The organism is Actinocorallia libanotica, assembly GCF_039525175.1.
Taxonomy (GTDB): Bacteria; Actinomycetota; Actinomycetes; order Streptosporangiales; family Streptosporangiaceae; genus Actinocorallia; species Actinocorallia libanotica.
In genome coordinates this window covers 26,723-38,258 of record NZ_BAAAHH010000035.1, presented here as the reverse complement: position 1 = coordinate 38,258, position 11,536 = coordinate 26,723, and the positions used below count along the sequence as shown (strand labels likewise).

The window sequence follows — 11,536 nt, the reverse complement described above, 5'->3', positions numbered from 1 at the left end:
TTCCTGCCCGGGAAGGCGGGTCGCGCACCGTGGAAGGACCCATATGGAGCGCTACCGCGGCGGGGATCATACCCCTTGGGGACGGCGGGAGGAGTCATGACATGACCACGTGCGACAAAAAACCGCAAGACATCGCCACTCTTGTGGCGAACAACACTGCTTCGTCCCACTGTCCCCACCGGGGAGGACCGAGCCGTCCGGGACACAGGTCCCTGGGGTAGGGGCGCGGCAAAGCTCTAGAAAAGGGCAGAACCTTGTACAGCACTCGCACGTCTGAACTAACGCGATATCGTCGCCGCTTGACATTCCGCTGACCTGGGAGGGGTCGCATGCCGAAGTACGCTCCGCTGGAGCAGGGTGACCCGACCTCACTCGGCGCATACGAGGTCGTCGGCCGCCTCGGCGTCGGCGGACAGGGCGCCGTCTACCTGGGCAGGACGGCCGGGGGCGAGCATGTGGCCATCAAGCTCCTGCACGCCCAGATGAACGCCGACCCCCAGGCCCGCGCCCGCTTCGTCCGCGAGGTCGCCGCCGCCCAGAAGGTGGAGCCCTTCTGCACCGCCCGCGTCATCGAGGCGCAGGTCGACGGCGAGCAGCCCTACGTGGTCAGCGAGTACATCGACGGGCCCTCCCTGCACGAGCTCGTCGCCACGCAGGGACCGCGCCCCGCGCAGGAGCTCAACCTGCTGGCCATCGGCATGCTGACCGCGCTCGCGGCCATCCACGAGGTCGGCATCGTGCACCGCGACTTCAAGCCCAACAACGTGCTCATCGCCGCCGACGGCCCCCGCGTCGTCGACTTCGGCATCGCCCGGACCGTCAACTCCCAGGAGAGCGCGGTCACCGCGACCGGCATGGTGGTGGGCACCCCCGGCTACCTCGCCCCCGAGCAGCTCACCGGCGCCCCGCTGCAGCCGAGCGTCGACATCTTCGCCTTCGGCGCCACCATGATCTTCGCCGCGACCGGCCAGTCGCCCTTCGAGGCCGAGACCCTCCCCGTCATCATCAACCGCATCCTCAACGACGACCCCGACCTGTCGGGGCTGCCGCCGGAACTGCGTCCGCTGATCTCCGGCTGCCTGGCCAAGGACCCCGCCCGGCGCCCCTCGGCGCTGGAGGCGCTGCTGCAGCTGGTGCCCCCGGCCGGCGGCGGCGCGGCCACACCCGGCCAGCGCGAGGAACTGCTCAACGAGGGCACCCGGATCGCCGCGCAGCTGCCGGTCCCGCCTCCGCCCCGCACCCCCGCCCCGGCGCCGTTCGCCCCGCCCGGCCAGCCGCCGGCGCAGCCCTACGCGGCGGCGCCCGGCACGGTCAGCCCCCAGCCGTTCCAGCAGCCCGGCCAGCCGGGCACCCCTCCGCCGTTCCAGCAGTCCGGGTTCCAGCCCGGCATCCAGCACGGCCAGCCGGGCTTCCAGCCCGCCCCGTCGTTCCAGCCCCCCACGCCGCCGCCGTTCCAGCCGGGCGGGCCGGGCGGTCCGGGGCAGGGCTTCCCGCCCGGACCCGGCACCCACGGCGCGTTCGCCCCGCCGCCGCCCGGCCCGCCGGCCCGCCGTTCCAACGGCCCGGCGATCGCCGCGATCGGCTGCTCGGTGCTGCTCATCCTGGTCCTGCTGATAGCGATCGTGGCGGTCGTCTCCGACAAGGACGACGATCCGCTCGTCTCCCCCACCAACGGCACCACCACCGAGCCGTCGCAGCAGCGGCCGCCGCAGCAGAACGACTCCGCCGCGTGCGACCCGCAGCCGTCCGACACCACCTTCTGCTCCGACTACGCCGGCACCTGGACGGGTGTCATCACCCAGGTCAAGCCGTCCAGCGGCCGCTACCAGGTCACCATCGTCATCCAGGAGGGCTCCTCCACCGGACAGGTGACCTACGCCAACGCCCCCGGCGCCGACACGACCTGGTCGTGCACGGGCACGCTGACCTTCCTGCACCACACCCCGGACGCCACCTACAAGACGGTCGTCCGCGAGAACATCACCCAGAAGAACAACGCCAAGTGCGACAGCGTCTCCTATGACGAGCTGTTCCCCAAGTCCTCCAACAAGAACGAGATGTTCTTCACCAACTTCTTCACTCAGGAAGAAGCCGACGAAGGCGGCGACGACTACAGCGCGATCGGCACTCTGACGAGGCAGTGAGCGCCCCCGGTCCGTCCGCCGTCGGCCCCCTTTCCCCTTCCCCCGCCACCTGCACGCCAGCACAACGCAGATGGGATCCCCCGTGTACCAACCCCCTGGCAACCCCCCTCCGTACGGCGGGACCCCGCCGCCCTTCGGCACGCCGCAGCCCTTCACCCCGGGCCCGCCTCCGCGCAGGTCCAAACTGCCGGCGCTGCTCCTGGTCCTGCTCGGCGTCGTGGTGGTCTTCGTCGTCCTCTTCGCGGTCCTGATCACCGTCCTGGACGACGAGGACGACCCCGCCGTCACCATCCCGCAGCAGCAGCCCCAGCAGCAGAGCAGCGCGCCGGCCGACACCCCGGTCTCCGGCGGGTTCGACTCCACCTACGCGGGGACCTGGCGGGGCGAGGTCAACCAGATCAAGCCCACCGTCAGCACGTACGTCGTCACCGTCGTCATCCAGCAGAACTCCACCACCGGGCAGATCACCTACGAGAACGCGCCGGGCGCCGCCTCGAACTGGTCCTGCTCGGGCACCGTGGAGTTCCTGCACCACACGCCCGGCGCGGACTACAAGTCCGTCGTCCGCGAGAACATCACCAGCAAGAACAACGCCAAGTGCGACACCTACTCCTACAACGTCCTGTTCCCCAAGCCGGACAACACCGGCGCGCTCACGGACGGCATGTTCATCAAGAACTACTTCGATGAAAGCGTCGCGGACGCCGACGACGACCACAACGCGATCGGCGAGCTGATCCGGCAGAGCTGAGCGCGGCACGCCGCCCCACGCGAAGGGGCCCGGGAGGACGTCCTCCCGGGCCCCTTCTCCGTGTTCCTACTGGTGCAGCGGAAGGCTGGCGGTGATGATGAGGCCGCCGTCCTGCCGCGGGACGGCCACGACGGTCCCGCGGTGCGCGGTGACCACCGAGCGGACGATGGACAGCCCCAGGCCCGCGCCCTTGGCCGACTCGATGCGGTCGCTGTTGAGCCGCCGGAACGGCTCGAAGAGGCGCTCCACCTCGTAGGCGGGGATCGTCGGGCCGGTGTTCTCCACCTGGCAGGTGGCGAACCCGTTCAGCTCCCCGGTGCGGACGTAGACCTCGCCGTCCTCGACGTTGTGCTTGAAGGCGTTCTCCACCAGGTTGGCCACCAGGTGCTCCAGCAGGACGGGGTCGCCGGTGGTCGCCGCGGAGGTCAGCTCGGTGTGCAGGGTGAGCTCCAGGGGGTTGCCGTCGGCGCGCTTGCCCATCGACTTCAGGACGGTCTCGGTGACCTCCTTGAGGTCGACGACCGCGTGCGTGGTCAGCTCCCGCTCGCTGCGCGCCAGCAGCAGCAGGCCCTCGATCAGCCGCTCGTGCCGGGCGTTGTTGGCCAGCAGCGTCCTACCGATGGTCAGCAGGTCCGGCGAGACGTCCGGGTCGGTGAGCGCGACCTCCAGCAGCGTGCGGTTGATCGCCAGCGGGGTGCGCAGCTCGTGCGAGGCGTTGCCGACGAACCGGCGCTGGGAGTCGAAGGCGTCGCCGAGCCGCTCCAGCATCGCGTCGAACGTGTCGGCCAGCTCCTTGATCTCGTCCTCGGGGCCCTCCAGCGCGATGCGCTCGTGCAGGGTGCTCTCGGACAGGCGGCGGGCCGCGGAGGTGATGTTCTGCAGCGGCGCCAGAGCCCGGTCGGCGACGACGTAGCCCAGGAACAGGGCGAGCACGCAGACCCCGCCCAGGGCGAAGAACATGCGCTTGATCAGCTGGGCCAGCATGTCCTGGCGGAGGTCGTCGACCGGCAACTCGTAGGTGGTGCCGTAGCCGTTGTAGAAGCCGAGCTTCCCGCCCGGCGGGAGCACCGCGCTGAAGGACTGGCCGACGAAGACGTAGGTGACCAGCATCAGCAGCACGCCGGCGAAGAAGAAGAGCGACCCGTACAGCAGGGTCAGCCGCATGCGGACGCTGACCCTGCGCGGCAGCTGCCGCAGGTCCGCCAGAAGGGTGCCCGGGGTCGTCACAGCCGATACCCCACCCCGGGGATCGTCTCGATGACGGGCGGGTCGCCGAGCTTCTTGCGCAGGGTCATCATCGTCACCCGCACCACGTTGGTGAAGGGGTCGATGTGTTCGTCCCACGCCTTCTCCAGCAGCTGCTCGGAGCTGACGACCACGCCCTCGGCGGCCAGCAGCACCTGCAGGACCGCGAACTCCTTGCGGGTCAGCTCCACCGGCCTGCCGTCCCGGGTGACGGTGAACCTGTTGGGGTCGAGCTCGATGCCCGACCGCGCGAGCACGGGCGGCAGCGGCGTGGCGGCGCGGCGGCCCAGCGCCCGCACCCTGGCGATCAGCTCCTTGAAGGCGAACGGCTTGGCCAGGTAGTCGTCGGCGCCCAGGTTGAGTCCGGCGACCCGGTCGTCCAGCTCCCCGGCGGCGGTCAGCATGAGGATGCGCGCGCCGTAGCGCTCGGCGACGAGCCGGCGGCACACCTCGTCCCCGTGCACCCTGGGCAGGTCGCGGTCGAGCACGACCACGTCGTAGGCGTTCACGGAGGCGCGCTCCAGCGCGCCCGCGCCCTCGTAGGCGACGTCGACGGCCATCGCCTCCCGCCGCAGTCCGGTGGCGATCGCGTCCGCCATCACCCGCTCGTCCTCGACGACCAGAACTCGCACTTGGTCTCCCCCTGTTCTCGCAACAGCATCCGTTATGTCACACACCGGGTAAGTGACCGGTAAGAAGCCCATGCGAGAATCTCACCCCCTCCAGGATATTTTTGGTTTAGACCACTGGACCAAGGGTAAGGAGGGCCTGACCCGGAAGGACCGCCCCCATGAGCGAACTGAACGAGACCATCCAGCAGCGGCTGGCCGAGGCGTACGAGTCGCTGCAGACGGCCCAGCGCGAAGGAGACATCTACCTGGCCGACCTGCGCCAGTCCGAGATCGACGAACTGCGCAGGATCGCGGCCAACCACGACCTTCCCCCGCACGCCGGCCTGCCGGCCTAGTCCCGCAGGGGATCCAGCGGGGCCAGCAGGTCGTGCAGCGGGCCGAAGAGGTCGGCGGCCGCGGCGATCGTGAGCTCGGGTCCCGGGGCCGCCCCCCGCAGCCCGCCGATCCTGCCGCCCGCCTCGGTCACGATCAACCGGCCCGCGGCGATGTCCCAGTGCTGCACGCCCCGCTCGTAGTAGCCGTTCACCAGGCCCGAGGCCACCATGCACAGGTCGATGGCGCAGGCGCCGTTCCTGCGGATGTCGCGGACGTGCGGCAGCACCCCCGCCAGCACCTCCGCCTGCGTGGCGCGGCGCTGAGACGCGTACCCGAACCCCGTCGCGATCAGCGCCTGCGCCAGCGGCACCCCGGCGCCGCAGCGCACCTGCTCGCCGTTGCGGAACGCGCCGCCGCCCTTGACCGCGGTGAACGTCCAGCCCCGGCGCGGCACCTCGATCACCGCCGCGACGGTCTCGCCGTCCCGCTCGGCGGCGATGCTCACCGCCCAGTCCGGCAGGTCGTACAGGTAGTTGACGGTGCCGTCGATCGGGTCGATCACCCAGCGGATCCCCGAGGAGCCCGCGCTGGCCCCGCCCTCCTCGCCGAGGAAGGCGTCCCGCGGCCGCGCGGCGCCGATGCGGTCGCGGATCAGCCGCTCGGCCGCCTCGTCCATCTGGGTGACGACGTCGGTGGCGCTGGACTTGACCGCCACCACCTCGGGGCCGGTCGGAGGCCGCTTGTCGATGAGCATGCGGCCGGTCTCCCGGGCGGTCTCCACCGCCAGATCCAGCAGGGAGTGCAGTTCGGCGCGGTCGTCGGCGGTCATGCCCGGGCCCTCTCGAACAGGTCGCGGGCCAGGGGGGCCAGCGCGGCGCCGGGCGTCGAGGCGCGGACCAGGGTCATGCCCAGCTCCTCGGCGGTCTGCCGGGCCTCGACGTCGAGGTCGAACTTGACCTCCATGTGGTCGGACACGAAGCCGATCGGCACCAGCGCCACCCGCTCGACGCCCTCGGCGTGCAGGTGCCGCAGATGGTCGAGCACGTCCGGCTCCAGCCAGGGCTGGGACGGCGGTCCGCTGCGGCTCTGGTAGACGAGGTCGTAGGGCTGGTCGGACCCGCTGGCCGCGTGCACCCGGCGGGCCGCCTCCTCCAGTTCCCGCACGTAGTCCTCGCGACCCGGCTGCGCCAGCGGCACGCTGTGCGCGGTGAAGACGAGCCGCGCCCCCGGCGCCTGGGCGAGCGCCTCGCGGGTGCGGGCGGCGAACGGCTCCAGGAACCCCGGCTCCAGGCAGTAGACCGGCAGCTTGGTGATCTCGGGCGCCCCGGGGACGGCGGCGCGGGCGCGGGCGATGTCCTCCAGGTACTGGCCGCTGGAGGAGTACCCGCTGTAGGCCGAGGTGACGAACGCCGCCGCCGAGCGGACGCCGTCCTCCTTCATCTGGGCGACCGTGTCCTCCAGGTAGGGAGGCCAGTTGCGGTTGCCCCAGTAGACCGGCACGTCGACCAGCTTGCCGATGGCGTCCTTCAGCTCACGGCACAGCTCGTTGATGGGGCTGACGCCCCCGAAGAGGTGGTAGTGCTCGGCCACCTCTTCCAGTCTCTCCCGCGGCACGTTCCTGCCTCTGGTGACGTTCTCCAGGAAGGGCATGACGTCCTCGGGGCCCTCCGGCCCCCCGAACGAGATCAGCAGCAGAGCGTCCATGGGCTCAGCCTATGAGAACCGCCGGGCGTAGGCGTCGGCGAGGGACAGGACCTTGCGCACGTACCAGTCGGCGTGGTTGTAGGCGTAGACGGCCTTGTAGAGGTCGCGCTGGGCGCCCGCGGCGCACAGGTAGCGGGCGGCCGAGGGGATGGCGTCGTAGGGGTTCATGATGTCGGCCTTGCCGTCCCGGTCGCCGTCCACGCCGTAGGACTTCCAGGTGGCGGGCATGAACTGCATGGGGCCGAGGGCGCCGGCGCTGGAGGGGCCGACGTTGGTGCCGTGGTCGCTCTCGACCTGCCCGATCGCGGCCAGGACCGTCCAGGAGAGGCCGGGGCAGGTGACGGCCGCCTTCTTGTAGAGGTCGAGGTAGCTGGAACCGGTCTGCGAGCCCGCGGCGGACAGGTCCACCACGGCCGCCTTCCTCCCCAGGACGGAGCGGACCTTCTTCGCGATGTCCGCGGAGGACGCGCCGGGGGCGTTGACCATCAGGGCCACCGAGGAGACCAGGCCCAGCGCCGCCCCGGTGCGCTCGCCCACCAGCAGGTCCACCTGGGGGATGCCCAGCGGCGCGGTGCCGCCCAGGACGACGTCCGGGGCCGAGCGGGCGACGATCTGGTAGGGGCGGCCGAGCTCCAGCCTCAGCTCCCGTGCCGTGCGGCCGGCGGCCACGAACCTGTCGGCGGCCAGCGCGGCCCACAGGTCCTGGTTCCTGGCGGTCTCCGGGGAGGTCCAGGACCGGAACCGCGAGGGGTCGACGGCGAAGACGTTGACACGCCTGCCCTCCAGGGTGACCGCGCCGCCGTCCACCACGATCACGTCCCGCACCCGGCGGATGCGGCGGACGCGTTCGACCTGCGCGTCGTCCACTCCGGTGGCGACGACCGCGAGGACGTGCGGGGGCACGACGCGCTCCAGCGGCGCGACCTGCTCGGCCACCACCATGTCCGCGGTGATCCGCGATCCCGGCGCCTGCGCCTCCGTCCGGCCGTCCTCCTCCCCCAGCCGCGCGGCCAGCCAGCCCGCGCCGACCGTCAACGCCAGCACGAGGACCACGGACAGGACGGTGAGCAGCCGGTTTCTTCTCACCTCGGCAGGCTATCGGGCCGCCTCGGACCACTGCGGGGCCGCCGGTACGGTGAGGGCGGGAAGAGCAGCGCGCCGCCACCTTTTGTCACAATTACATAACGTTCCAAAATGTGAATTTTCCTCACAAATGGTGGAGCACTACTCTCCTCCCATGCCTCCTGAAACCTCCCCCGGCGTCTGGCGCAACTGGGCGGGAAACCAGCAGTCGACCCCGGTCCGGACGGTCTTCCCCCGGTCCGCCGAAGAGGTCGCCGAGCAGGTCCGCCGCGCCGCCGAGGACGGCCTGACCGTCCGCATGCCCGGTACCGGCCATTCCTTCACCGGGGCGGCGCTCACCGACGGGGTCCAGCTCAGCCCGCGGGAGCTGACCGCCGTCCGCTCCATCGACACCGCCACCGGCCTGGTCACCGCCGAGGCGGGGCTGCCGCTGTGGCGGCTCAACCGGCTGCTGGAGGAGCACGGCCTCGCCCTGGCCAACATGGGCGACATCCAGGAGCAGACGATCGCCGGCGCCTCCCAGACCGGCACCCACGGCACCGGGCGCGACCACGCCGGGCTCGCCTCCCAGGTCGTCGGCCTGGAGATGGTGCTGGCCGACGGGCAGAAGGTCACCTGCTCGCGCACCGAGCGCCCCGACCTCTTCGCCGCCGCCGTGGTCGGCATGGGCGCGCTGGGCGTCGTCACCGCCATCACCTGGCAGACCGTCCCCGCCTTCCTGCTGCGCGCGCAGGAGGAGCCGATGGCCTGGGACGAGGTGCTCTCCCGGCTGGACGAGCTGGAGGCCGACAACGAGCACTTCGAGTTCTACTGGTTCCCGCACAGCGAGGGCTGCCTGACCAAGCGCAACAACCGCGTGGACGGCCCGCGCGAGCCGCTGCCGGGCTTCAGGGCGTGGCTCGACGACGAGTTCCTGTCCAACCAGGTGTTCGGCGTCGCCCAGCGGGTGACCCGGCGCCTCCCCGGCAGCATCGGGCCCATCAACGGGATCTCGGCCAAGCTGCTCGGCGCGCGCGCCTACACCGACACCTCCTACAAGGTGTTCACCACCTCCCGCACCGTGCGCTTCAAGGAGCAGGAGTACGCGATCCCGCGCGAGCACCTGGTGCCCGCGCTGCGCGAGATCCGCGCCGCGTTCGACCGGCACGGGTGGCGGATCAGCTTCCCCATCGAGGTGCGGGTGCTCCCGGCCGAGGACGCCTGGCTGTCCATGGCCCACGGCCGCCGGACGGCGTTCATCGCGATCCACGTCTACCACCGCAACGAGCACGCCGCCTACTTCGAGGGCGTCGAGCAGATCCTCACCGCGCTCGGCGGGCGCCCCCACTGGGGCAAGATGCACACCCGCGACGCGTCCTACCTGGAGACCGCCTACCCGCGTTTCGCCGACTTCACCGCGCTCCGCGACGAACTCGACCCCGACCGCCGGTTCGCCAACCCCTACCTCCGCCAGGTCCTCGGGGACTGACCCCGGGCGCCCGCCGGAGAAGCCGCGCAAAAAAAAATTCCGGCGCGTCACTCAAAGAGTGGTGTTTCGGCTCAACCATAATGAGGTAGATAAACCTCAACCAACCACATGTTTTCCCTGCTCCAGCCACGCCGTACCGGCACCGCCCGGGAAAAGGATGCATAAGAAAAGGGCAGCCTGACCCCCTCACGGGCCTCCAGCACGGCAAGCTGAGCCAGGGAGAAGAACAGCTTTGTTCCTTAACACCGGGTGACCGCACTCACATCGCACTAGCACACCGAACGAATCCAAGCGACGATGTTCGGACATGCCGGGTACGGTGCTGGCAGTGGGTGCGTCCTTGGCGAGAGACTCCAGGGGCCCTGGATCGCTTCACCGCGATCCGGGGAATCGGGGGAAGGGACGCATGCGCCCGCTGTCGCAAGGACGGTGCTTGGATGAGGGCCGGGGACAAGGCTGGGAAGGACACGCATGCAGGAGCTGCGCCTCGTGGCGGTGAGCGAGGACGGTTCGTACCTCGTGCTGGCCTCCGCCGGCCGGGGCACCCGGTTCACCCTGCCCGTGGACGACCGGCTGCGCGCCGCGATCCGCGGGCACTTCTCCCGTCTCGGTCAGTTCGAGATCGAAGTGGAGAGTCCGTTGCGCCCCAAGGAGATCCAGGCCCGCATCCGAGCCGGGGAGACCGCCGAGGAGATCGCCGAGTCGGCCGGCATCCCGGTTGAACGCGTCCGCTGGTTCGAGGGCCCGGTCCTCCAGGAACGCGAGTACATGGCCCAGCAGGCGCAGCGCTGCGTCGTGCGCGTCCCCGGGGAGTCCACGCCCGGCCCGCCGCTGGGCGAGCTGGTCGAGGAGCGCCTCGGCCACCGCGGCGCCGACCTCGAGGAGGTCACCTGGGACGCCTGGAAGTGCGAGGACAACAGCTGGCAGGTCCGGCTGTCCTTCTACGACGGCGGCCGCCCGCACGCGGCCGAGTGGAAGTTCGACCCGCGCCGCCGCGTCGTGCGCGCGCTGGACGACGAGGCCTCCCGGCTCAGCTCGCTGACCGAGGAGGAGCCGCCCGCCCCCGACACCGTCACCCCGCTGCGCCGCCCCGCCATGAAGATCGTCTCCGACCAGCGGCGCGACTACCCCGCCGGCCGCCCCTTCGCGCCGGCCCCGCCCGCCGCCACCCCGCTCAACCCCGAGCCCTTCACGCCCGAGCGCTTCCAGCGCGAGGCCCGCGCCGCCGACTTCCCCGACCTCGAGGCGCTCAGCGCCCTGCTGGAGGGCGGCGAGCCCACCACCCTTCCCCCGCCGCCGAGCCGCGAGCCCGAGGCCGCCGGACGCTCCACCGCCATCACCTTCAACCCGTCCGACCGGCGCGAGACCGCCGGGCCGCCCGCCGCGGACCCCTCCTTCGCCGAGCCCGCCGCCGAGGCCCCCGCCACCGAGCCCGCCGAGGCCGCCGAGCCGGCGTCCTCCGCCGACCCCGCTCCGGTTCCGCACGCTCCCGCCGCGTCCCAGGCGTCCGCGCCTCCGTCCGCCGAGGTCGTGCAGGACCAGGCGCAGGACCACGGCACCCCGCAGGCGCCCGCCGCGTCCGAGCCCGCCGACGCCGTCTCCCCCGCCGAGGCCGACCAGGCCGACGCCGAGACGCCCGCCGCCGCCTCCACCGGTGGCTCCGCCCCGGAGCCCGGCGTCACCGTCCCGCCCGCACGCCTCTCCCCCGAGCAGCGGGCCGACGAGCAGAACGCCCGCCCGGCCGCCGACCACCCCACGGCCTCCACCGTCGAGCGCCCCACCGCCGGGGAGGACCTTCCCGCCGCACCGGAGCCGCCCGCGCCGCACCGGCACGCCCCCGTGGAGCCCCCCGCGGCCCAGGAGGCGCCGCCCGCCGCTCCCGAGCCCCCCGCGGCCCAGCAGTCCGCGCCCGCCCCCGAACCGCGCCGCGAGCCGTCCAAGCCCAAGCCCAAACCGGCGCCCAAGCCCGCCCCGGTCCCCGCCGCGGCCGCTCCCGCCAAGGCCGAGCCCCGGCCCCGCAAGCGCCCGGCCCGCAGCCGCCGCGCCAGCGTCCCCTCCTGGGACGAGATCATGTTCGGCGCCCGCCGCCCCGACTGACCTCACCCGACCGCCACGAGAGCCCCGGCCCCGCCGGGGCTCTCCCCTTTCCCGCCCCCGGCGGCCCCGCGCATGGGTCCGTCTTGGCCTCCCGGTC

The 11,536-nt window shown here is 72.0% G+C and carries 10 protein-coding genes; 5 read left to right on the top strand and 5 right to left on the bottom strand.

Going from position 1 to position 11,536, the window contains the following annotated elements; all coding sequences use genetic code 11:
• The first annotated feature begins 329 nt into the window (after positions 1-329).
• Both ABD140_RS31555 and ABD140_RS31550 read left to right on the top strand, forming a co-directional pair.
• Entirely contained in the window at positions 330-2,144 is a 1,815-nt protein-coding gene (locus ABD140_RS31555) for a serine/threonine protein kinase (protein WP_344245029.1), read from the top strand.
• An 82-nt stretch (positions 2,145-2,226) separates the two neighbouring features.
• Complete coding sequence (locus ABD140_RS31550) at positions 2,227-2,895, top strand: hypothetical protein (protein WP_344245027.1); 669 nt, start codon at positions 2,227-2,229, stop codon at positions 2,893-2,895.
• Between the two features lie 66 nt (positions 2,896-2,961).
• Here ABD140_RS31550 and ABD140_RS31545 read toward each other — a convergent pair whose 3' ends face one another.
• A complete protein-coding gene (locus ABD140_RS31545; protein WP_344245025.1) occupies positions 2,962-4,122 on the bottom strand; it encodes a sensor histidine kinase in 1,161 nt (386 codons plus the stop codon).
• Positions 4,119-4,772, bottom strand: a complete 654-nt coding sequence (locus ABD140_RS31540; RefSeq protein WP_344245023.1) for a response regulator transcription factor — start codon at positions 4,770-4,772, stop codon at positions 4,119-4,121. Before ABD140_RS31540 ends, ABD140_RS31545 begins: the two co-directional genes overlap by 4 nt.
• Positions 4,773-4,930: 158 nt before the next feature.
• Between ABD140_RS31540 and ABD140_RS31535 the strand changes: the two genes are divergently transcribed.
• Positions 4,931-5,107: a hypothetical protein gene (locus tag ABD140_RS31535; RefSeq protein ID WP_344245021.1), complete on the top strand. Its 177-nt coding sequence runs from the start codon at positions 4,931-4,933 to the stop codon at positions 5,105-5,107.
• Here the strand turns inward: ABD140_RS31535 and ABD140_RS31530 are convergent.
• Genes ABD140_RS31530 through ABD140_RS31520 form a run of 3 tightly spaced genes read right to left on the bottom strand, consistent with a single transcriptional unit; the run spans position 5,104 to position 7,877 of the window.
• Positions 5,104-5,916, bottom strand: coding sequence for an inositol monophosphatase family protein (locus tag ABD140_RS31530; protein ID WP_344245019.1), 813 nt, complete (start codon positions 5,914-5,916; stop codon positions 5,104-5,106). The two genes, ABD140_RS31535 and ABD140_RS31530, sit on opposite strands and share 4 nt — an antisense overlap.
• Positions 5,913-6,791, bottom strand: coding sequence for a ferrochelatase (hemH, locus tag ABD140_RS31525; RefSeq protein ID WP_344245017.1), 879 nt, complete (start codon positions 6,789-6,791; stop codon positions 5,913-5,915). Before hemH ends, ABD140_RS31530 begins: the two co-directional genes overlap by 4 nt.
• A 9-nt stretch (positions 6,792-6,800) precedes the next feature.
• Positions 6,801-7,877 (bottom strand): lytic transglycosylase domain-containing protein, encoded by a 1,077-nt coding sequence (locus tag ABD140_RS31520; RefSeq protein WP_344245015.1) that lies wholly within the window; start codon positions 7,875-7,877, stop codon positions 6,801-6,803.
• Positions 7,878-8,028: 151 nt separating this feature from the next.
• Here ABD140_RS31520 and ABD140_RS31515 point away from each other — a divergent pair, with 151 nt between their 5' ends.
• Positions 8,029-9,342: a D-arabinono-1,4-lactone oxidase gene (locus ABD140_RS31515; RefSeq protein ID WP_344245013.1), complete on the top strand. Its 1,314-nt coding sequence runs from the start codon at positions 8,029-8,031 to the stop codon at positions 9,340-9,342.
• Between the two features lie 471 nt (positions 9,343-9,813).
• Positions 9,814-11,439, top strand: coding sequence for a septation protein SepH (gene sepH, locus ABD140_RS31510; protein WP_344245010.1), 1,626 nt, complete (start codon positions 9,814-9,816; stop codon positions 11,437-11,439).
• Positions 11,440-11,536 lie beyond the last annotated feature (97 nt).